The sequence below is a fragment of the Chimaeribacter californicus genome, from assembly GCF_002858675.1.
Classification (GTDB): Bacteria; Pseudomonadota; Gammaproteobacteria; order Enterobacterales; family Enterobacteriaceae; genus Chimaeribacter; species Chimaeribacter californicus.
Window position 1 is genome coordinate 1 of sequence record NZ_PJZF01000011.1, and the last position, 22,157, is coordinate 22,157.

At 59.6% G+C, this 22,157-nt stretch carries 20 protein-coding genes; 10 read left to right on the forward strand and 10 right to left on the reverse strand.

From position 1 onward, the window contains the following. Together CYR55_RS13275 and CYR55_RS13280 are read right to left on the reverse strand one after the other, a co-directional pair. Positions 1-524 (reverse strand): DUF72 domain-containing protein (locus tag CYR55_RS13275; RefSeq protein ID WP_146000981.1); only part of this gene is annotated, 524 nt, incomplete at its 3' end. 55 nt (positions 525-579) lie between these two features. Continuing rightward, positions 580-1,152 carry a hydrolase gene (locus tag CYR55_RS13280; protein ID WP_101816605.1) on the reverse strand — a complete coding sequence of 191 codons (573 nt, stop codon included), beginning with the start codon at positions 1,150-1,152 and terminating at the stop codon, positions 580-582. Between the two features lie 268 nt (positions 1,153-1,420). On the opposite strand from CYR55_RS13280, the gene CYR55_RS13285 reads away from it, so the two are divergent. The 7 genes from CYR55_RS13285 to ruvB all read left to right on the forward strand — a co-directional run bounded on the left by CYR55_RS13285 (position 1,421) and on the right by ruvB (position 7,076). Then, positions 1,421-1,639 carry an FmdB family zinc ribbon protein gene (locus CYR55_RS13285; RefSeq protein ID WP_072931076.1) on the forward strand — a complete coding sequence of 73 codons (219 nt, stop codon included), beginning with the start codon at positions 1,421-1,423 and terminating at the stop codon, positions 1,637-1,639. A 74-nt stretch (positions 1,640-1,713) separates the two neighbouring features. Further along, on the forward strand, positions 1,714-3,498 hold the full coding sequence (gene aspS, locus CYR55_RS13290; RefSeq protein WP_101816606.1) for an aspartate--tRNA ligase: 1,785 nt from the start codon (positions 1,714-1,716) through the stop codon (positions 3,496-3,498). Beyond that, entirely contained in the window at positions 3,498-3,941 is a 444-nt protein-coding gene (gene nudB / locus CYR55_RS13295; protein WP_101816607.1) for a dihydroneopterin triphosphate diphosphatase, read from the forward strand. The genes aspS and nudB overlap by 1 nt, the downstream gene beginning before the upstream one ends. A gap of 21 nt (positions 3,942-3,962) precedes the next feature. After that, a complete protein-coding gene (locus CYR55_RS13300; protein WP_101816608.1) occupies positions 3,963-4,706 on the forward strand; it encodes a YebC/PmpR family DNA-binding transcriptional regulator in 744 nt (247 codons plus the stop codon). A gap of 98 nt (positions 4,707-4,804) precedes the next feature. Then, entirely contained in the window at positions 4,805-5,326 is a 522-nt protein-coding gene (gene ruvC, locus CYR55_RS13305; protein WP_101816609.1) for a crossover junction endodeoxyribonuclease RuvC, read from the forward strand. A 122-nt stretch (positions 5,327-5,448) separates the two neighbouring features. Continuing rightward, positions 5,449-6,063: a Holliday junction branch migration protein RuvA gene (gene ruvA / locus CYR55_RS13310; RefSeq protein WP_101816610.1), complete on the forward strand. Its 615-nt coding sequence runs from the start codon at positions 5,449-5,451 to the stop codon at positions 6,061-6,063. An 8-nt stretch (positions 6,064-6,071) separates the two neighbouring features. After that, positions 6,072-7,076 (forward strand): Holliday junction branch migration DNA helicase RuvB, encoded by a 1,005-nt coding sequence (ruvB, locus tag CYR55_RS13315; protein ID WP_101816611.1) that lies wholly within the window; start codon positions 6,072-6,074, stop codon positions 7,074-7,076. 76 nt (positions 7,077-7,152) lie between these two features. Here the strand turns inward: ruvB and znuB are convergent, their stop codons facing one another. Continuing rightward, complete coding sequence (gene znuB / locus CYR55_RS13320) at positions 7,153-7,938, reverse strand: zinc ABC transporter permease subunit ZnuB (protein WP_101816612.1); 786 nt, start codon at positions 7,936-7,938, stop codon at positions 7,153-7,155. Beyond that, positions 7,935-8,708: a zinc ABC transporter ATP-binding protein ZnuC gene (gene znuC, locus CYR55_RS13325; protein WP_101816613.1), complete on the reverse strand. Its 774-nt coding sequence runs from the start codon at positions 8,706-8,708 to the stop codon at positions 7,935-7,937. The genes znuB and znuC overlap by 4 nt, the downstream gene beginning before the upstream one ends. Before the next feature lie 76 nt (positions 8,709-8,784). Here znuC and znuA point away from each other — a divergent pair, with 76 nt between their 5' ends. From znuA to lpxM, 3 genes are all read left to right on the forward strand, one after another. Further along, on the forward strand, positions 8,785-9,753 hold the full coding sequence (gene znuA / locus CYR55_RS13330) for a zinc ABC transporter substrate-binding protein ZnuA (RefSeq protein ID WP_101816614.1): 969 nt from the start codon (positions 8,785-8,787) through the stop codon (positions 9,751-9,753). Positions 9,754-9,772: 19 nt separating this feature from the next. Beyond that, positions 9,773-11,089, forward strand: coding sequence for a murein DD-endopeptidase MepM (mepM, locus tag CYR55_RS13335; RefSeq protein WP_101816615.1), 1,317 nt, complete (start codon positions 9,773-9,775; stop codon positions 11,087-11,089). A gap of 169 nt (positions 11,090-11,258) precedes the next feature. After that, the gene (gene lpxM, locus CYR55_RS13340) at positions 11,259-12,239 is read left to right on the forward strand and encodes a lauroyl-Kdo(2)-lipid IV(A) myristoyltransferase (RefSeq protein WP_101816616.1); all 981 of its coding nucleotides are present in this window, start codon (positions 11,259-11,261) and stop codon (positions 12,237-12,239) included. 106 nt (positions 12,240-12,345) lie between these two features. Here the strand turns inward: lpxM and CYR55_RS13345 are convergent, their stop codons facing one another. The 6 genes from CYR55_RS13345 to CYR55_RS13370 all read right to left on the reverse strand — a co-directional run bounded on the left by CYR55_RS13345 (position 12,346) and on the right by CYR55_RS13370 (position 21,997). Then, entirely contained in the window at positions 12,346-13,566 is a 1,221-nt protein-coding gene (locus CYR55_RS13345; RefSeq protein WP_101816617.1) for an MFS transporter, read from the reverse strand. An 80-nt stretch (positions 13,567-13,646) separates the two neighbouring features. Further along, complete coding sequence (locus tag CYR55_RS13350) at positions 13,647-16,070, reverse strand: GNAT family N-acetyltransferase (RefSeq protein ID WP_101816618.1); 2,424 nt, start codon at positions 16,068-16,070, stop codon at positions 13,647-13,649. Continuing rightward, complete coding sequence (locus tag CYR55_RS13355; protein ID WP_101816619.1) at positions 16,070-17,368, reverse strand: lysine N(6)-hydroxylase/L-ornithine N(5)-oxygenase family protein; 1,299 nt, start codon at positions 17,366-17,368, stop codon at positions 16,070-16,072. The genes CYR55_RS13350 and CYR55_RS13355 overlap by 1 nt, the downstream gene beginning before the upstream one ends. A 5-nt stretch (positions 17,369-17,373) precedes the next feature. After that, positions 17,374-18,921 (reverse strand): pyridoxal phosphate-dependent decarboxylase family protein, encoded by a 1,548-nt coding sequence (locus CYR55_RS13360; protein WP_101816620.1) that lies wholly within the window; start codon positions 18,919-18,921, stop codon positions 17,374-17,376. Between the two features lie 598 nt (positions 18,922-19,519). Further along, the gene (gene pyk / locus CYR55_RS13365) at positions 19,520-20,962 is read right to left on the reverse strand and encodes a pyruvate kinase (RefSeq protein WP_101816621.1); all 1,443 of its coding nucleotides are present in this window, start codon (positions 20,960-20,962) and stop codon (positions 19,520-19,522) included. Positions 20,963-21,121: 159 nt separating this feature from the next. Then, positions 21,122-21,997 (reverse strand): MurR/RpiR family transcriptional regulator, encoded by an 876-nt coding sequence (locus CYR55_RS13370; protein ID WP_101816622.1) that lies wholly within the window; start codon positions 21,995-21,997, stop codon positions 21,122-21,124. Positions 21,998-22,157: the final 160 nt, after the last annotated feature.

The window sequence follows — 22,157 nt, forward strand, 5'->3', positions numbered from 1 at the left end:
CGTACGGCCGCATTGGCCGGGTCGGCATGGTGTACCGGGCGGCTGTCCAGCATCACGCGGTTAATGCCGCGCTGAGCCAGCCCCTGATTCAGCTGCCGCTCCTCCTCACCCTTGGTAAAGAACGCAGGGTGGCGCACTTCCACCCCATAACTGAACCCGGCGGGCAGCGCATCCAGAAAGCGCCACAACGCCGGCAGCCCCTGCGGGCCGAAGGCGGCGGGCAGTTGCAGCCAGAGCTGGCCGAGGCGCGCCTCAAGGGGGGAAAGGGTATGGAAAAACTCGCTCACCAGGGCATCACAGTCGCGCAGCGCCGCCTGATGGCTGATGGTGGCCGGGAATTTAAAGCAAAAGCGGAAGCCGTCACCGGTCATGTCACGCCAGCGCAGCACGGTCTCCGCGTTCGGCAGGGCGTAAAACGTGGTGTTGCCCTCCACGCAGGTGAAGTAGCGGCTGTAGTCGGCCAGGGTATGCAGGCCGATGCGGTGCCAGGCGGTATGCTGCCACTGCGGCAATCCGATATACATGCAGGGTCCTTAAGCTGAAGCGCCGCCCGCAGGCGGCGCAGGATCAGGCGGGGTGTTACGCGGACAGGGCGGCCAGCACCTCATCTGTGGACCGCACCCGGCCGATACGCGGGAAGATCGCGGTGAAGCTGCCGTTATGCTGCTCTGCGTTATGGGCGCTGCACGCATCTTCCACAATCACCTGATTATAGCCATATTCCCAGGCGCTGCGGGCGGTGGACTCCACGCCGATATTGGTGGAGATACCCGCCAGTACGAGGGTGTCGATGCCGCGGCGGCGCAGTTGCAGGTCGAGATCGGTGCCGTAGAACGCGCCCCACTGGCGCTTAATGACCAGGATGTCGCTCTCTGCCACGTTAAGTTCCGGTGCGAAGTCCCACCAGTCTGCCGGCAATTCACCGGCCGGGGTGGGCTGGTCTACCGGCTGTTTCAGCGCCTCAGAAAAATCAGCTGACCAGCCAACCCGCACCAGGATGACCGGCGAACCCTGTTGGCGGAAGCGCGCGGCGAGCCGGGCTGCGTTGTCCACCACCTGTTGGGCGCTGTGCGGCCCGCCGGCGAAGGGCAGAATGCCTTTTTGCAGATCGATGAGCACCAGGGCAGTGGTTGAGGGGGATAATGTGAGCATCGGGGGACTCCTGAAAAGGGGGCGAAAAATCGTCCGGCGACAGGGCCGGCGCGGTACCGGGGGTTGCTATACAACCGGCCGCCACGAGTTTATGCTACTGCCCGGTGAAATGGGTGAACGTGGGGTTAACAAATTTGTTAAATGATGTGTGGCGACAACCGTCTGCGCGCAATTTTGTCGCGGCCTGACCCTGGGTTCGCTCTTATCGGATGGCTGAAATTCCTTTATAATGTCCGCCTTTTTTCACCAGCTATGACACTATAACGCGATGCCGATTTACGAATATGCATGCCAGGCCTGTGATCACCGGTTAGAAAAGTTGCAGAAGGTGTCTGCAGCACCGCTGACCGAGTGCCCGGCCTGTGGCAAACCGACATTGACCAAACTCATCTCTGCGGCCGGGTTTCAGCTGAAAGGCACCGGCTGGTACGCCACCGACTTCAAGCCGGGCGGCAGCAATACCGGCAAGGGTGCCGCAGAGAAGTAACAGCACACTAAAAAACAGCAGCACCGGCGGGGCACGGTTCCGCCGCTCCCCCAGCTGAGTTAAAGGATATCGTTATGCGTACTGAATATTGTGGACAGCTGAACTTGTCCCATGTGGGCCAGGAAGTGACTTTGTGTGGTTGGGTAAACCGCCGTCGCGATTTGGGTGGCTTGATCTTTATTGATATGCGCGACCGTGAAGGGATCGTCCAGGTGTTCTTCGATCCGGATCACCAGGCCGCGTTCGCCCAGGCCTCAGAACTGCGTAATGAGTTCTGCATCCAGATTACCGGTACCGTGCGTGCGCGCCCGGAAAGCCAGGTTAACAAAGAGATGGCGACCGGCGGGGTGGAAGTGTTTGCCCACAGCCTTAACATCATTAACCGCTCTGAGCCGCTGCCGCTGGACTCCAATCAGGTAAACAGCGAAGAGCAGCGCCTCAAGTACCGCTACCTTGACCTGCGCCGCCCGGAAATGGCAGACCGCCTGAAAGCGCGCGCCAAAATCACCAGCTTCGTGCGCCGCTTTATGGACGACCACGGCTTCCTCGACATCGAAACGCCGATGCTGACCAAAGCCACGCCGGAAGGCGCACGTGACTATCTGGTGCCGAGCCGGGTGCACAAGGGTAAATTCTACGCGCTGCCGCAGTCCCCGCAGCTGTTCAAGCAGCTGCTGATGATGTCCGGCTTCGACCGTTACTACCAGATCGTAAAATGCTTCCGTGACGAAGACCTGCGTGCTGACCGCCAGCCGGAATTCACCCAGATCGACGTGGAAACCTCCTTCCTGAGCGCGGAACAGGTGCGCGAGCTGATGGAGAAAATGGTGCGCAACCTCTGGCAGGAAGTGAAAGGGGTAGATCTGGGCGCGTTCCCGATCATGACCTTCGCCGAAGCGATGCGCCGTTTCGGCTCCGACAAACCGGACCTGCGTAACCCGCTGGAGCTGGTGGACGTCGCTGACCTGCTGAAAAACGTTGAGTTCAAAGTCTTCTCCGGCCCGGCCAATGATGCCAAAGGCCGTGTGGCGGCCCTGCGTGTGCCGGGCGGTGCCCAGCTGAGCCGTAAGCAGATTGACGAATACGGCAAATTCATTGAGATCTACGGCGCGAAAGGGCTGGCCTATATTAAAGTCAATGAAGCGGCGAAAGGGCTGGAAGGCGTGCAAAGCCCGGTGGCCAAGTTCCTCAGTGAAGAGGTGCTGGCGGCCCTGCTGGCGCGCACCGGCGCCACCGACGGCGACATGCTGTTCTTCGGCGCAGACAGCGCCAAAGTGGTCACCGATGCCCTGGGGGCGCTGCGCCTGAAGCTGGGCCGTGACCTGAAGCTGACCCGTGAAGGCACCTGGGCGCCGCTGTGGGTGGTGGACTTCCCGATGTTCGAAGAGGATGGGGAAGGCGGCCTGGCCGCGATGCACCACCCGTTCACCGCACCGCGTGACATGACGCCGGACGCGCTGAAAGCAGACCCGACCACTGCCATTGCCAATGCTTACGACATGGTGCTGAACGGCTATGAAGTGGGCGGCGGCTCGGTGCGTATCCACCGCAGCGAAATGCAGCAGACGGTGTTCAGCATTCTGGGCATCACTGAGCATGAGCAACGCGAGAAGTTCGGCTTCCTGCTGGATGCGCTGAAATACGGTACGCCGCCGCACGCCGGCCTGGCCTTTGGCCTTGACCGCCTGGTGATGCTGCTGACCGGCACGGACAACATCCGTGACGTGATTGCCTTCCCGAAAACCACCGCGGCCGCCTGTCTGATGACAGAAGCCCCGAGCTTCGCCAACCCGGCCTCGCTGCAGGAGCTGTCGATAAGTGTGGTGAAAAAGGGTAGTGACAGCGCAGAGAACGCATAATGGCGTATAAGCGCCCCGAATCGGTGCTGGTGGTGATTTACGCCCAGTCCACCGGCCGGGTGCTGATGCTTCAGCGGCGGGATGACCCTGATTTCTGGCAGTCGGTGACCGGCAGCCTGGAAGAGGGCGAACCGCCGCTGCATACCGCGCAGCGTGAGGTGCTGGAAGAAACCGGCATTGATATTGCCGGGGAGAACCTGCCGCTGGTGGATTGCCGGCGCTGCATTGAGTTTGAGATCTTCCCGCACCTGCGCCACCGCTATGCCCCTGGGGTGTTCCGGAACCAGGAGCACTGGTTCTGCCTGGCGCTGCCCGCGCAGCGTGAGGTAGTGATTACGGAACACCATGCCTACCGGTGGCTGGCCGCCCCCGAGGCGGCTGCCCTGACCAAGTCATGGAGCAACCGGCAGGCAATAGAAGAGTTTGTTAATTATTCAGTCTGAACAGACTATTTGGAGATGCTTATGGCAGGTCACAGTAAATGGGCCAACACAAAACACCGCAAAGCGGCACAGGATGCCAAACGCGGTAAAATCTTCACCAAGATCATCCGTGAGCTGGTGACAGCGGCCAAACTGGGCGGGGGCGACCCGGGCGCGAACCCACGTCTGCGTGCCGCCATCGACAAGGCGCTGTCCAACAACATGACCCGTGACACGCTGAACCGTGCGATTGCGCGCGGCGTGGGCGGCGAAGATGACAGCAACATGGAAACCATCATTTATGAGGGTTACGGCCCCGGCGGCACCGCCGTGATGGTTGAGTGCCTGAGTGACAACCGTAACCGTACCGTGTCTGAAGTGCGCCACGCCTTCACCAAGACCGGCGGCAACCTCGGCACAGACGGCTCCGTGGCCTATCTCTTTACCCGCAAAGGCGTGATCTCCTTTGCACCGGGCCTGGATGAAGACACGGTGATGGAAGCGGCGCTGGAAGCGGGCGCGGAAGACATCGTTGGCTACGATGACGGCGCAATTGATGTGTTCACCGCCTGGGAGAGCCTGGGCGAGGTGCGTGACGCGCTGGAAGCCGCTGGTTTCAAAGCTGAGTCAGCTGAAGTGTCGATGATCCCGTCCACCAAAGCGGACATGGACGCCGACACCGCGCCGAAACTGCTGCGCCTGATCGACATGCTGGAAGATTGTGACGACGTGCAGGAAGTTTACCATAACGGTGAAATTTCCGACGAAGTGGCCGCGACGCTCTAAGCGCCCGTCCGCCCGCTGCACGACCCGATGCCGGACGCTTGTCCGGCATCTTTTTTTACACCGGGTGCAGCCGCACCCCGACAGGGCGACCCACTCCTATGGCAATTATTCTGGGTATCGATCCCGGTTCACGTATTACCGGCTACGGCGTGATCCGCCAGCAGGGCCGCCAGCTCAGCTACCTCGGCAGCGGGTGTATCCGCACCAAGGTGGACGATCTGCCCGGCCGCCTGAAACTGATTTACGCCGGAGTCTGTGAAATCATCACCCAGTTCCAGCCCGATTTTTTCGCCATTGAACAGGTGTTTATGGCCAAAAATGCCGATTCGGCGCTGAAACTCGGCCAGGCCCGCGGCGTGGCGATTGTCGCCGCGGTCAACCACGATCTGCCGGTGTTTGAGTATGCCGCGCGTCAGGTGAAACAAACGGTGGTCGGCACCGGGGCCGCGGAAAAAAGCCAGGTGCAGCACATGGTGCGTTCGCTGCTCAAGCTGCCCGCCAACCCGCAGGCCGATGCCGCGGATGCGCTGGCGATCGCGATTACCCACTGCCATCTGAGCCAGAATACGCTTAAGATGAGCAGCGACAGGCTTCAGTTAGCGCGCGGCAGATTGCGCTGACCACAGGCTGGATATTCATCCAGCCTTTTTTATGTTATAAACAGCGCAGTTAGTTATTCCGGCCGTCTGCCATACCCGGCAAACGGGATGGCCGGCAGGCATTTTTTGCGAAGGGGAAGAGTGTGATCGGTCGTCTCAGGGGAGTTATTCTGGAGAAGCAGCCACCGCTGGTGCTGCTGGAAACGCAGGGCGTGGGGTATGAAGTGCATATGCCGATGACCTGTTTCTATGAGCTGCCGGAACTGGGGCAGGAAGCCGTGATCTTCACCCAGTTTATCGTGCGCGAAGATGCCCAGTTGCTGTACGGCTTCAATGACAAGCAGGAGCGCGCGCTGTTCCGCGAACTGATTAAAGTCAACGGCGTCGGGCCGAAACTGGCGCTGGCGATTCTCTCCGGCATGTCGGCCCAGCAGTTTGTGCGGGCGGTGGAGAAAGAGGAGATCACCGCGCTGGTGAAATTACCGGGCGTCGGCAAGAAAACCGCTGAGCGGCTGGTGGTAGAGATGAAAGACCGCTTCAAGGGCCTGAACGGCGACCTGTTCAACAGCGTCAGCGACATCACGCTGCCGCAGGCGGAAGAGGCTCGCCAGGAAGCGGATGCGGAATCTGAGGCGGTCTCGGCGCTGGTGGCACTCGGTTACAAACCGCAGGAAGCCAGCCGCCTGGTCAGCAAAGCCGCCAAACCGGGCGCTGATTGCGAAACATTGATCCGTGACGCCCTGCGCGCCGCGCTGTGAGGTAAACCATGATTGAAGCCGATCGCCTGATCTCCTCCACCGTGATCAATGAAGAAGAGATTATTGACCGGGCCATCCGCCCCAAGCTGCTCAGCGAATATGTGGGCCAGCCCCATGTGCGCGAACAGATGGAGATCTTCATCCAGGCGGCCCGCCAGCGCGGCGATGCCCTGGATCACCTGCTGATTTTCGGCCCGCCGGGGCTGGGCAAAACCACGCTGGCCAACATTGTGGCCAACGAGATGGGCGTCAACCTGCGCACCACGTCCGGCCCGGTGCTGGAGAAAGCCGGCGATCTGGCGGCGATGCTCACCAACCTTGAGCCGCACGATGTGCTGTTTATTGATGAAATTCACCGGCTTTCCCCGGCGGTGGAAGAGGTGCTCTACCCGGCGATGGAGGACTACCAGCTCGACATCATGATTGGCGAGGGCCCGGCTGCGCGCTCCATCAAGCTGGATCTGCCGCCTTTTACGCTGGTAGGGGCGACCACCCGCGCCGGCTCGCTGACCTCGCCGCTGCGTGACCGTTTCGGCATTGTGCAGCGGCTGGAGTTTTATCAGGTGGCGGATCTGCAACACATCGTCGGCCGCAGCGCCAACTGCCTGGGGCTGTCGCTGTCAGAGGAAGGCGCGCACCAGATTGCCCGCCGCGCCCGTGGTACGCCGCGTATCGCCAACCGCCTGCTGCGCCGGGTGCGGGACTTTGCCGAAGTGCGTTCAGACGGCAACATTGACGGCAACGTCGCCAACAAGGCGCTGGATATGCTGGACGTGGATGCGGAAGGCTTTGATTTCATGGACCGCAAACTGCTGCTGGCGATCATTGATAAATTCACCGGTGGCCCGGTCGGGCTGGACAACCTGGCCGCGGCCATTGGTGAAGAGCGCGAAACCATTGAGGATGTGCTGGAACCCTTCCTGATCCAGCAGGGCTTTATCCAGCGTACTCCGCGCGGCCGCATCGCCACCCTCCACGCTTACCGCCATTTCGGGATTGCCCGGCCGGAATAACATGCCGCAAGTGAAATAATAAAAAAGGAGCCGCGAGGCTCCTTTTTCACATCGGTTATCAATGACGCGCTCCCGGTCAGGCGGGCTGTTTTTTATTCAGGCTCAGCAAGAACAGCAGGGCGGCGCAGAGCACCACGGACGGCCCGGCGGGCGTGTCATACAGCGCGGAAAAGGCCAGGCCGCCGGTGACGGCAATCATCCCGACGCCCACGGCCACGGCGGCCATCTGCTCCGGCGTGCGTGCAAAGCGGCGGGCGGTGGCCGCCGGAATAATCAGCAGTGAGGTAATAATCAGCGCACCGACGAATTTCATCGCCAGCCCGATGGTCAGCGCCGTCACCAGCATCAGCACAATGCGCACCCGTTGCAGGTTAACGCCATCCACATGCGCCAGCTCCGGGCTGATGGTCATGGAGAGCAGGGCGCGCCACTGCCAGCACAGCACCGCCAGCACCACCACCACCCCGGCACCAATCATCCAGATATCACTCAGCGTTACCGAGAGCAGATCGCCGAAGAGGTAGGCCATCAGGTCAACACGGACATTGGACATCAGGCTCACCACCACCAGCCCCAGCGACAACGCGCTGTGGGCCAGGATGCCGAGCAGGGTGTCCACCGCCAGGTGCGGTTTGCGCTCCAGCCAGACCAGCGCCAGCGCCAGCACCAGGGTCACGGCGATTACTGCATAAAACGGGTTAACGTTCAGCAGCAGGCCAAACGCCACGCCCAGCAGCGAGGCGTGGGCCAGCGTGTCACCGAAATAGGACATGCGCCGCCATACCACAAACGACCCTAACGGCCCGGCAGCGGCCGCCAGCAATACCCCGGCCAGCCAGCCGGGTAACAGCAGTTCAATCATGCTTCACGTTCCCCTGTGCGCGGTGCCGCCTGGCTTTTCAGCACGATTCGGCCCTGTAAATCATGGCGGTGATTGTGGTGGTGGCGGTAGATCGCCAGTTGTTGCGCCCCGTGGCTGCCGAACATGGCGATAAACTCCGGGTGCATCGACACCACTTCCGGCGAACCGGAACAGCAGATGTGCTGGTTAAGGCAGAGCACATCGTCGGTTTTCGCCATCACCAGATGCAGGTCATGGGAGACCATCAGCACCGCGCAGCCCAGCTCCTTGCGCAACTGGTCGATCAGGTCATACAGCGCCAGCTGGCCGTTGACGTCGACCCCCTGGGTCGGCTCATCCAGCACCAGCAATTGCGGCCGGTTCAGCAGCGCACGCGCCAGCAGCACCCGCTGGGTCTCCCCGCCGGAGAGTTTCTGCATCGGCTGGTGTTGCAGGTGGGCCGCCTTGACCCGCTGCAACGCCGGTAAAATGTCCGCCTTTTTGACGCCCGGCTTCAGGCGCATAAAGCGGCTGACGGTCAGCGGCAGGGTAGCATCCAGGTGCAATTTTTGCGGCACATAGCCGATGCGCAGGCCCGCCTCCCGCACCAGCGAACCGCTGTCAGGGGCGACCAGGCCAAGCACCACGCGAACCAGCGTTGATTTACCCGCCCCGTTCGGGCCGAGCAGGGTCAATATCCGGCCGGGCTGAAGCGCGAGTGATATATCGGAGAGCACCCGCCGGTTGCCGAAGCTCACCGACACGTTCTCCAGGGTGACCAATGTGGACATAGTGATTACGTCTTGCAGTAAAATTCGGATGTTATAATATTACGTTTCACAAAATAAAACGACGAGATAACTCATTATGATACAAAAAAAACGCGGGTTGCCGTGCGCCTTTTTCGGCGCGTCCCTGATGGCTGCTGCTTCTGTACACAGCGCGGAGGCAGCGGTGGTGACCTCTGTGCGGCCGCTGGGGTTTATTGCCGCGGCAATTGCAGACGGCGTTACGCCTACCGACGTGCTGCTGCCGGACGGGGCCTCCGAGCATGACTATGCGCTGCGGCCGACCGATGTGCTGCGCATCAAACAGGCCGATCTGGTGGTATGGGTCGGCCCGGAGATGGAAGCGTTTATGACCAAATCCCTGGCGCAGCAACCGGCACAACGGCAACTGTCCCTGGCGGCATTGCCGGCCGTAAAACCGCTGTTATTGCGCGGTGAGGACGATCATGATGAGCATGGCGAAGAAGCGGCCGATCACGCGGGAGAAGCGGCAGAAAATCATGCGCATGACCATGACGAAGATCACCATCATGGTGAATACAATATGCACCTCTGGCTCTCACCGGCGATTGCAAAACAGGCGGCTATCGCGATTCACGACAAATTATTGGAACTCATGCCGCAAAATAAGGACAAACTAGACGCGAATCTGCGCGACTTCGAGCTTAACCTCGCGCAAAGCCAGCAGAATATTGCTACTATGCTTGCGCCCGCGCAAAACAAGGGTTATTTCGTTTTTCATGATGCGTACACGTACTTCGAAAAACAGTTTGGCCTGAGCCCGTTGGGGCACTTCACGGTCAACCCGGAAATACAGCCCGGCGCACAGCGTTTACATCACATTCGAACACAGTTGGTTGAGCGTAAAGCGGTCTGCGTTTTCGCTGAACCACAATTCAGGCCAGCCGTCATTGCGGCCGTTGCGCAAGGGACCGGTGTCCGGATGGGCACCCTTGATCCACTTGGCACCGGGCTGCCACTGGATAAAACGAGCTACATGACGTTCCTGTCACAGATAGCCAACCAGTACGTGAGCTGCCTGAAGTAACATCAGAGGATAACATCACGTGCAGCAACTAGCCCGCGCTATTGCCTTGGCATACAACAACTTACCGCGACCTCACCGGGTAATGCTGGGGTCGCTTACCGTGGTAACTCTGGCCGTCGCTGTCTGGCGGCCTTTTGTTTACCACCCGGAACAGAACCCGATCGTACGCAATGTGGAGCTGGATGCCGAACAGCTCCGGTCATTGCTGCCGGAAGCCAGTGAGCCCATTGACCAGCCGGCCCCGGAAGATGACATCCCGCAGGATGAAATTGATGAAAAAGTTGAGGGCGAGCAGGGCGTACACGAGTACGTGGTCTCGACCGGCGACACCCTCGGCAGCATCCTTACCCAGTACGGCATCGAGATGTCTGACATTTCGGTGCTGGCCCAGCAAAACAGCGAGTTGCGTAACCTGAAAGTGGGCCAGCAGCTCTCCTGGACCCTCAATAATGACGGCGATCTGCAACGCCTCACCTGGGAAATGTCCCGCCGCGAAACCCGCACCTATGACCGTACCGCCAACGGTTTTAAATCCTCGGTTCAGACCCAGCAGGGTGAATGGCAAAACAGCGTCATCCGCGGCCGGCTGGACGGCAGCTTTGTCGGCAGCGCCCGCGCCGCCGGCCTGAGCAGCAGCGACATCAGTGCGGTCACCAAAGCCCTGCAATGGCAGCTTGATTTCAAGAAGTTACGCAAAGGCGATGAGTTCGCGGTGCTGATGTCCCGGGAAAACTTTGAAGGGAAAAGCGAACAGAGCCAGTTGCTGGGTGTGCGGATGCGCAGCGGCGGCAAAGATTACTACGCGATCCGCGCCGAAGACGGCAAATTCTACGACCGCCAGGGTTCCGGCCTGGCGCGCGGCTTCATGCGCTTCCCCACGGTGAAACAGTTCCGCGTCTCCTCCAACTTCAACCCACGCCGTACCAACCCGGTAACCGGCCGCATCGCGCCGCATAAAGGCGTGGATTTCGCCATGCCGGTCGGTACCCCGGTACTGGCGGTAGGGGACGGCGAAGTGGTGGTGGCGAAACGCAGCGGCGGGGCAGGCAACTATGTGGCGATCCGCCACGGCCGCCAGTACATGACCCGTTACATGCACCTGCGCAAAATCCTGGTGAAACCGGGGCAGAAAGTGAAACGCGGTGACCGCATTGCGCTTTCCGGCAATACCGGCCGCTCCACCGGCCCGCATCTGCACTATGAAATCTGGATTAACCAGCAGGCGGTCAATCCGCTGTACGCCAAGCTGCCGCGCTCTGAAGGGCTGAGCGGCAAGGATCGCAGTGATTACCTGGCCACCGCGAAAGAGGTGATCCCGCAGTTGCAGCTGGATTAACCCCGGTTTCATTTGCCGCAGGCCATTTCACCCTGCGGTTTTCACAATTTCATTTCGCCCGCCGGCAGGGCCGCTGGTGGCGCGGGCACTTTTTGGTGTAGCGAAGGTAGATTGCAAAAATTTTCCCCGCAATTATCATTAGCCGATTGAAAAGACATTGAGTTTTCGCATGCAAACAGAGAATAAATCGAACGCGGAGTTCATTCCGCAGTTCCAGAAAGCGTTTTACCATCCACGTTACTGGGGGGTCTGGCTGGGCACCGGCGTGATGGCCGCGCTGGGTTATGTGCCGCCCCGCGTCCGTGACCCGTTGCTGGGCAAGCTCGGTAAACTGGCTGGTAAATACGCACGCAGCGCCCGCCGCCGGGCGCAGATTAACCTGCTCTATTGCATGCCTGAGGTACCGGAAGCAGAACGCGAACGGATTATTGACCAGATGTTTGCCACCGCGCCGCAATCTATGGTGCTGATGGCGGAAGTCGCCTGTCGCACCCCGGCAAAAGTACAGGACCGTATCCACTGGCATGGCCGCGAGGTGCTGGACACACTGCATGCCGAGGGGAAAAACATTATTCTGCTGGTGCCCCACGGCTGGGCGATTGATATTCCGGCGATGCTGCTGGCGGCGGAGGGCAAACCGGTGGCCGGGATGTTCCACAACCAGAGCAACCCGCTGGTGGACTATTTATGGAACAGTGTGCGGCTGCGTTTCGGCGGGAAACTCCATGCGCGTAATGACGGCATCAAGCCGTTTATCAGTTCGGTGCGTAAAGGCTTCTGGGGCTACTACCTGCCGGACCAGGACCACGGCGCGGAACACAGCGAGTTCGTGGATTTCTTTGCCACCTATAAGGCTACCCTGCCGGCGGTCGGGCGGCTGATGAAAGTCTGCCGCGCGTCGATTGTGCCGCTGTTCCCGGTCTATAACGCCGCAGAAAGCCGCCTCGACATCCACATCCGCCCGCCGATGGACGATCTGGCCGACGCGGACGACCCGTACATCGCCCGCCGGATGAATGAGGAAGTGGAAAATGTGGTACGGCCGAACCCGGAACAATACACCTGGATCCTCAAACTCCTGAAGACCCGCCGCCCCGGTGAGAAAGAGCCGTATAGCCGCGATGAGCTCTACCCGAAAAAGAAACGCTGAGCAAACGCCCGGCCTTCGCGAAAAAAGGCAGTTCTGGTGAAAAAAACCGGCGCATACTCTGCGCCGGTTTTTTATGCCTCAAGTGCCGGTATCAGGAGCGCCGGGATCAGGCGGTGGCAGGGCGCGTTTGCAGGAAATAGCGCAACAGCAGCAGCCACAGAATGCCTGCCAGCATATTCCACAGTGAAAACGCCCCATTTCCCCCGCTGATGTAGAGCTGTTTCGCTGTCTCAATCCCCCCGGCGTACAGCGCCAGTATAATCAGCCCCACCGCCGCGGCCACCGTGCCTTTGCCGACCGGGCTGGCAAACAGCGTCAGGCGGTAAAGCCCGGCATTAATCAAGCCGGTGCCGAAGGCGTAGAGGCTCAGGCCAATCACGCTGACCACCCATTGGTGAGGGTCGCTCAGCGCGGCCACGGCGGCCATTGCCAGGCCCAGCATAATCGGCCAGGCTCCCAGCCACAGCGGCTTCTCAATCGTCACCCGGCCGCTGAGGCGGCTGAGCACCAGGTTGCCGATAATCAGCGAAACGAAAATCGGCACCTGCACCAGCCCGTATTGCAGCGGCGTCATGCCGCCATCCTGCATCAGGATCACCGGTGACTGCGCCACCCAGGCCAGCAGCGGCAGGGCAGAGAAGCCAATCGCCAGCGCGCCGCAGATCAGGCGGCGGTTGCTGAGCACCTGTCGGTAATCCGCCAGCAGCCGGGACGCAGAGAAGCGCTCCCCGGTGTGGCCGGCCGTTTCCGGCATCGCCCGCCACAGCCCCCATAAGGAGAAGGCGGCGATCAGCGCAAACAGGGCAAACATCGCTTTCCACGGGGCGACATGGATAAACGCCGCGCCCGCCACCGGCCCCAGCAATGGGGCGATCAGCGCCACATTGGCCATCAGCGCCATTATTTTGATGCTGAGCGTCTCGGAAAAAGCTTCCTGGATGGCGGCATACCCCACCGCGCCGATAAAGCAGAGGCTGACCCCCTGTAAAAAGCGCATCAGGATAAATTGCTCAATGCTGTTCACCCACAGCGTCAGCAGGCAGGTGGCCACAAACAGTGCCACGCCCGCCAGCATCACCGGGCGCCGCCCCAGCCGGTCAGAGAGCGGGCCAAGCAGCCATTGCAGCGTCATGCCGCCCAGCAGGTAAGCAGTCAGCGAGGTGGAGACCCAGTCACTGCCGGCGCTGAAATCACTTACCACCTGCAACATGCCGGGCTGGATCATATCGTGGGCGATATAGGTGGCGAATTCGAACAACACCAGGGAAAGAGGGAACAGTAAATGCCGGCGGGTCAGGGTCACGGCCGGCGTGAAAGGGGGAGTCATGAGTGCATCCAGTCAGTCTTGAAACGGAAAAAGCGCGACCCGGGGGCCGCGCATCATTATGGTTATACTGAAGGCTGCAATCAGGGGCGGAATGCCGCGATCGGGTTCTTCAGGGTGCCGGCAAATTTCAGGTTCTGCGCCGGGTCGGCCAGGTTAATCATCTGCTTGTTGTTCGCCAGTTGCAGGCGGTTCAGGCAGGAGTGGGCAAACTCCTCCGAGAACATGTCGTAACGGGCAAATTTGGCCGCCAGTTCCGGGTGCTGTTGCTGGTAATCCGTGATGGTCTGCGCCACGGTCTGCCAGAACTGATCCTGCGGCAGGGTGCGCTCCTGATGGAGGATGCGCGCCATAAAACGGAAGAAACAGTCAAACACATCGGTAAAGATCGACAGCAGCTTCAGCGGCTCCGGCACCTCGACCGCCACGCGTTTTGCTTTTTCCGGCAGGATGGCATCCGGGTTCATCACCGCGATCTCCTCGGCAATGTCTTTCATCCAGGCGCGTACCGGAATATTGTGCTCAAACTCCAGGATCAGGTTCTCACCGTGCGGCATAAACACCAGGTCGTAGGTGAAGAAGCAGTGCACCAGCGGCGTCAGGTAGCAACGCAGGTAGCGCGACAGCCAGTCCGTGGCGCTGAGGCCCGAGGCGGCAATCATTGCCGGCAGTACGCCATGCCCGGCGTCATCCACATGCAGCAGGGAGGCCATGGTCATCAGACGGTGGTTTTCCGGCAGCTGTGTGACCGGGTTGTCCCGCCACAGGGCGGCGAACATCTTCTTGTATGGGCTGTCTGCCTTGATCGCCGACTCAAAGTAGCTGTTGCGGTAACCAATGGATGCCACCTCCCGCAGGATGCCGAAACCACAGGATTGCAGGCAGGCATCCCCCGCTACCAGTTCCGCCAGCCACTCATTGATGCCCGGCGTGGTCGCCATGTAATAAGGTGACAGGCCGCGCATAAAGCCCATGTTCAGAATCGACAACGCGGTTTTTACATAGCGTTTCTGCGGCTGGCTGACGTTAAAGAAGGTACGGATGGATTGCTGCGCCAGGTAGTGATCCTCGCCCGTGCCGAGGTAAATCAGCGATTGGGCGGCGATGTCCGGTGCGAACACCGTCAGCAATTTATTCTGCCACTGCCAGGGGTGAACCGGCATAAAGAAGTAGCGCGCCGGGTCAACCCCCTGCTGGTGCAGGTGGGCCGTGAACGCCTCAACCTGCGCCTCGCCCAGCTCCTCACGCATCAGTTGCGCATAGGAGAGGCCGTCGATGCTGGCAAAGGTCGCTTTGCTGTCATGTACCGCCACCCAGATCAATGCCACCGGTGAGGCGGCTTCCGGCGCATAGTGCAGGTAGTCGCCGGCATCAAAACCGATGCGGCCATTGTTGGCGATAAAGCAGGGGTGGCCTTCACTCATGGTGGTTTCCACCGTCTGGAAATCCGCCTGGGTCAGGGCGGCGGCATCCGGGGCGTGGCGCGCCATCTTGAAGGCGCTGCCGGCCAGCGTGCTGGTGATCTCTTCCATGTAGGTCGGCAGCAGCTCCTGGGTGATGCCGAGCTGATCACTGAATTCGATGATAAATTGCAGCGCGTCCAGCGGCACCGGGGTCAGGTTTTCCAGCCGGGTAAGGGAGGGCAGGTCGATCAGCCAGTCATTGAGCGGCAGCAGGCTGGCGCTGAACCGGTACTCCACCTCCGAGTGCGGCACCGGCAGGCGGTAGTGGTTCCAGCCCTGATCCGACCCCAGCAGCTCCGGCGTAATCAGCCGCTCATGGGCGAACTCTGAGATCGCTTTACGCAGCAGCAACGCGTTGGCGTGCGCCCAGCGCTGAGGCTCAAGATGTTTACCGGCCTGTAAGTCAGCTTCACGTGGGTCGGTGGTAGTGATAGTCATGGCAGTCTGCTCCTGTAATGCGGGGAAACCGGAAGCCGGGGCAACATAGCCCGGGTAATCTTCGCGCCGGCAAAACGCCAGCCAGGCGGTTTTGTTCGGCAAAGTCACGGTGTGCTGGTAAGCGAAACCGGCCCGTTTGTTCAGCCGGTGGATTTTCTCATTGCGTACATCCGGCTCCACCACCACCCGTGCCACCTGCGGCAGGCTGAACATGTAGTCCATCACGGTGGTAAATACCTGCCAGCTGAAACCCGGCAGCGGCTGGTCTGCCGGGGCCAGCAACAGGTGCATGCCGTGGTCATCCGGCTGTGCCGGGTAGTGGCGGCCAATCTCATCTTCCTGTGCGCGGTAAAATTCCATCAGGAACACCGGCCGGCCCGCCAGTTCACCGATCAACGCGGCCTGCGGGTTATCCCGCGTCAGGTCATGGTAAAAACGCTGTACCTCGTCGAGGGTGCTGTCGAGCATTCCCCAGAACTGGGCGTAAGGCTGGGTCATCCAGCGGTGCAGCAGGGCGGCATCTTCCGGCAGGCGCAACGGGCGCAGGCAGAATTCCCCGGCCGGGCGTGTCGCACAAAACAGCGTATCAGGCGCGTGGCTCTCCATCACTGGCCTCCGATTTTGTGGGTGCAGAAGGTCTGGAAGGCGATCGCCTTTTCCACCGGGTAAATTTCATGGCCGACCATTTCACGGATCAGCGTGCTGTTGCGGTAGCAGGCCATGCCGAGGTCCGGCGTGACAAAACCGTGGGTGTGCAGCTCGGCGTTCTGCACGAAAATCTCGTTGTGATCGTCAATGCTGTAGTTGCGGTTAACGGCAAAGCGGCCTTTGTCATCGCGGTTGATGCGCTCATTGACCCCTTCCAGGAAGTCCGGCTGGCGGTAGGCGTAACCGGTGGCGAGGATCAGGGAATCGGTGCGGTGGGTGTAAGCCACCTGCTGCTCCTGCTGCATCAGCGCCAGCTCCAGCTCACCGCTGCTGCGCCAGTGCAGATCGGTCAGCTCAGAATGGGTATAGAGGTTGACGTTCAGCGGGCCGTCCAGCCGTTTGGTGTACATCAGATCATAAATGTCGTTGATCAGGCTGCTGTTGATGCCCTTATACAGCCCTTTCTGCTCGCGGTTGAGCTGGTCACGTTTCGCCATCGGCAGGGCGTGGAAGTAATCGATATATTCCGGTGAGGTCATCTCCAGCGTCAGCTTGCTGTACTCCAGCGGGTAGAAGCGCGGCGCGCGGGTGATCCAGTTCAGCTGATAATTATGTTTATCGATGTCGCCCAGCAGGTCATAGAAGATCTCCGCTGCGCTCTGGCCACTGCCGAGCACGGTAATTGAGCGGTTCTGCTGCATCGCTTCTTTGTTCGGCAGGTAGGCGCTGGAGTGGTGGACTTTGTCGCCCAGTTTTTCAGCACAGGGCGGCAGCCACGGGGCAGGGCCGGTGCCCAGCACCAGCCGGCGGGTCAGCAATTCGGTGCGCTCGCCGCTCTGGGTGTCGCGGGTGCGCACCCGGTAACAGTTCAGCGCCGCATCATGGCTGACATGCTCCACGCGGGTGTTGAAGCGCAGGTTGGTCAGTTGCTCGCTGGCCCACTGGCAATACTGGTTAAACTCCTTGCGCATCATGAAGAAGTTTTCACGGATGTAGAACGAGTAGAGTTTGCCCTTCTTTTTCAGGTAGTTCAGGAAGCTGAGGGGGCTGGTCGGGTCGGCCAGCGTGACCAGATCGGCCATGAACGGCGTCTGGAGCATCGCGCTCTCCAGCATCATGCCGGTATGCCAGTCAAAGCCGGGGTTCTGGTCAACAAACAGCCCATCGAGCTGCTCAACCGGTGCCGTCAGGCAGGCCAGCCCCAGGTTAAACGGGCCGATGCCAATGGCGATAAAGTCATAAATTTTGCTGGACATAATAGTTACTCGGTAGCCATCAGGGAGAGGTGCTGGGCGGTCAGTTCCTTGCCGTAATGCACAATCAGGTCGATCACTTCTTCAACGTCAGCAAGCTGGGTTGCCGGGTTGAGCAGGGTAAATTTCAGGTACTGGCGGTTATCGACTTTGGTGCCGGCCACCACCGCATTACCGGAGCGGAAAATCGCCTTGCGGATGTTGGCGTTGATCTCATCAATCACTTCCGGGGCCAGCGACTGGCGCGGCACAAAGCGGAACACCTGAGTGCTGAGCTGCGGCTGGTGCAGCACATCAATGTGCGGGTGGGCTGCCAGCGTCAGGTGCGCTTCGGCAGTGCGATCCAGCAGGGTATCGAACGCCTCGCCCAGCTTCTTCTCGCCCATGATGCGCAGCGTCAGCCACATTTTCAGCGCGTCGAACCGTTTGGTGGTCTGGATGCTTTTGTTCACCAGGTTCGGCGTGCCTTCCAGTTTGGCGCTCAGCGGGTTGAGGTAGTCGGCGTGGCAGGTCACATGCTCCAGATGCTGGTGGTCACGCACAAAGAACGCGCCGCAGCTGACCGGCTGGAAGAAGGATTTGTGGTAGTCCACGGTCACGGAGTCGGCGTGGCAGATGCCGTCAATCCGGTCAGCGAAACGCTGGGAGACCAGCAGCCCGCAGCCGTAGGCGGCGTCCACATGCATCCAGACCTGGTGGCGGCGGCAGATCTCTGCAATCGGCTTCAGCGGGTCGATGCTGCCGAAATCCGTGGTGCCGGCGGTGGCGACCACCGCCAGCGGAATATTGCCCTCAGCCAGGCACTGCTCAATGGCGTTGTCCAGCGCGCGTGGGTCCATACGGAAACGGTCGTCGCTGGCGACCGGCACCACGGCGTTATAACCCAGCCCCAGCAGTGCGGCGGATTTCTGGATGCTGAAGTGGCTGACGCCGGAGCTGAAGATGCGCCAGCGACCGGCGTCCGGCGGCAGGCCCTGATATTTGATGCTGTGGCCGGGGTGGGCGCGTTTGCTGTGGCTGTCACGCGCCAGCAGCATCGCCATTAGGTTGGACTGGGTGCCGCCGCTGGTGAAGATGCCGTCTGCCTGCGGGCCGAGGCCGATCTGGTCCAGCGTCCAGTCAATCACTTTTTGCTCAATCAGCGTGCCGCCGGCGCTCTGATCCCAGGTATCGACCGAGGAGTTGATGCTGGAGAGGATCGCTTCCCCCAACAGGGCCGGCAGCACCAGCGGGCAGTTGAGGTGTGCCAGGTATTTCGGGTGATGGAAGTAGACCGCATCGCGCAGGTAAAGCGTCTCCAGTTCGGCCAGCGCGGCCTCGGTACTTTCCAGCGGCTGGTGCAGATCAACCCGGGTAAATTCCTCTACCAGTTCAGAGGGCAATATTCCGCTGAATGGTTTCTCAGCGCCGTTAATATGTCCGGTGACCAATTCAGCGGCCTGGGTAATTTGCTGTTGCCATTCCTGCGTACTTTGCTGATTAAAAATAAAGGAAGCCGCTGTTCTGTTATTTTTCCGGCTTTCGTAGCTGGCGATGGCGTGATCAATATCAAACATAATAGAGCCCTGTTTTATTTTAGGGGCATCACCGGCGCGTGCGGGTTCCGCCCTAAAAAAGAGAGAAAAATGTGCAGGTGTGGTATGCCGGCGTGTGTCATCCCCCTGGTTTTGCACCAGGGTAAGCAGAGCAGTCAGCGGGCGTTAAAATATATTTCGTTAATAATCAGTGGGTAAAGCCTCACAAAATGGGAGGTAACAAACATTTAACGGTTGCGAAGCATTATAAATGCAAATCATTATCATTCAAGTTATCAGTTGGGGAAATGCAGGGAATAGACGAAAACAGAGAAGAAAATGTGATGTGCATCACGTTTTTAGTCGAGATCAAGAAAGGCTAAAAACGAATGAAATAAGAATTGTCTGTTTATTTAACGTGAAAAGTATTTCAAAAAACATTCACGCTACGGATAACTAATTGTCATTACTCCGCGTGATAATCAGGGTATTTTGTGGTATTCCGGTTTACCGAAAAATAATAGCCGTGGGCAGGGTAAGGGAATATCCGGCAAGGTCTGGCAGGCAGGAAAATAATAATGAAAAGCGTGCAAAAAATAAAAAGCCGGCGCAGGGCCGGCTCAGGCAGCGGCTGGGGCCATCACTCTACGCGCAGCACCCGGCTGGTATTGGTGGTGCCGGTGGTACTCATCACATCCCCCTGGGTGACAATCACCAGATCGCCGGAGAGCAGATAGCCTTTGTCACGCAGCAGGGTCACCGCATCGTGCGCGGCCGCCACGCCATCGTTGTTGCTGTCAAAGTAGACCGGCGTCACACCGCGATAGAGCGCGGTCAGGTTCAGCGTATGCTCATGGCGGGACATGGCAAAAATCGGCAGGCCGGAACTGATGCGGGACATCATCAGCGCCGTGCGGCCGGATTCGGTCATGGCGATCAGCGCCGTCACCCCTTTCAGGTGGTTGGCGGCATACATGGAGGACATGGCAATCGCCTCCTCGATGTTCTCGAACTGCATATCCAGCCGGTGTTTGGAGACATTGATGCTGGGGATCTTCTCCGCGCCCAGGCAGACGCGCGCCATGGCTGCCACGGTTTCCGCCGGGTACTGGCCGGCCGCGGTTTCCGCTGACAGCATGACCGCATCGGTGCCGTCGAGCACGGCGTTAGCCACGTCCATGACTTCCGCACGGGTCGGCATTGGGTTGGTTATCATCGACTCCATCATCTGCGTGGCAGTGATCACCGCGCGGTTGAGGGTACGGGCGCGGCGGATCAGTTTCTTCTGGATGCCGACCAGTTCCGGGTCACCAATTTCTACCCCCAGGTCACCACGCGCCACCATCACCACATCCGAGGCGAGGATGATGTCATCCATGGCTGCGTCGCTGGCGACCGCTTCGGCCCGTTCTACCTTGGAAACGATTTTGGCATGGCAGCCGGCATCGCGCGCCAGGCGGCGGGCGTAGTGCAGGTCTTCACCGGTACGCGGGAAGGAGATGGCGAGGTAGTCGACGCCGATTCTGGCGGCGGTCACGATATCCGCCTTGTCTTTTTCCGTCAGCGCTTCTGCCGACAGGCCGCCGCCCAGCTTGTTGATGCCTTTGTTATTGGAGAGCGGGCCGCCCACCGTGACTTCGGTAAAGACTTTCATGCCCTGAACTTCCAGCACTTTCAGCTGCACACGGCCGTCGTCCAGCAGCAGGATGTCGCCCGGCACCACATCGCCCGGCAACCCTTTGTAGTCAATGCCGACGCGCTCTTTGTCCCCTTCGCCTTTCGCCAGGTTGGCATCCAGCAGGAAACGATCACCGATATTGAGAAACACCTTGCCTTCCCGGAAGGTTGATACCCGGATTTTCGGCCCCTGCAGGTCACCGAGGATGGCAACATGGCGGCCCAGCCGTGCCGAGATTTCACGCACCTTGTTGGCGCGCAGCATCTGGTCTTCAGCAGTACCGTGGGAGAAATTCAGGCGGACTACGTTGGCACCCGCAGCAATAATTTTTTCCAGATTATTGTCGCGGTCGGTAGCCGGCCCCAGCGTGGTTACAATCTTGGTTCTTCTGAGCCGTCTGGACATGTATAACTCCGTTGACTGGTAAGGCATGGGTTGTTCCCTGAAATAAGGATAACCAAACAATGCAGTAATTGTAATTTTACGACAAAAGTGTTTCACCCGGGTGAAACATGGCGCCCGCCGGGCAACAGAGGCTTTGCCTGCTGTCAGAGGGAAGCGATATTACTCGTTGCCGGGCTCGCGCGGCGGCGCTGTTCCTTTGTCGAACCGTGACTCTTTCAACGCCTCTTTGACACGTTTCAGGTTATCACGGAATTTGGTGCCGCGGCGCAGGGTAAAACCGGTTGCCAGCACATCAATCAGCGTCAGTTGGGCGATGCGGGAGATCATCGGCATATAGACGTCGGTGTCTTCCGGCACATCCAGCAGCAGCGCCAGGGTCGCCTCCTGGGCCAGCGGCGTGTCACGGGAGGTGAGGGCAATCACCGTGGCATCGTTCTCGCGGGCGATATGCGCCAGCTCTACCAGGTTTTTCGTGCGCCCGGTGTGTGAAATCAGCACCACCACGTCACCCTCGCTGGAATTCATGCAGCTCATGCGCTGCATGACGATGTCATCAAAGTAGACCACCGGGATATTGAACCGAAAAAATTTATTCATCGCATCATGGGCCACAGCGGCAGAGGCACCCAGGCCGAAGAAGGAGATCTTCTTTGCCTGAGTCAGCAGATCCACAGCGCGGTTGATGGCGGCGATATCCAGCGTGGTTTTGACATGGTCGAGATTCGCCATTACCGATTCAAAAATTTTATCGGTATAGGCAGCGACGCTGTCCGCTTCATCCACATTACGGTTTACGTATGGCGTACCATTAGCCAGACTTTGAGCCAGGTGGAGTTTGAAATCAGGGAAGCCCTTGGTGTTGAGCCGGCGGCAGAAGCGGTTGACGGTGGGTTCACTGACGTCCGCCAGGCGGGCCAGGGTGGCAATGCTGGAGTGAATGGCGGTCTGGGGCGAGGCCAGGATCACTTCGGCCACTTTGCGCTCCGACTTGCTCAGGATCTCCAGATGCGTCTGGATAATGTCCAGCGTATTCATTCGTTAGCGGTCACTCATGGGTTTTGTCGATTTCAATCAAAGGAGAAATCAATGCCGGTTTAATGAAAATATACAACGACCCGAAAGGGCTTGGCACCGGCGGAAGGGATAATTTCCTCTTTTTTCACCAGAATTTGAACTGTGTCTAACTTTCATAATG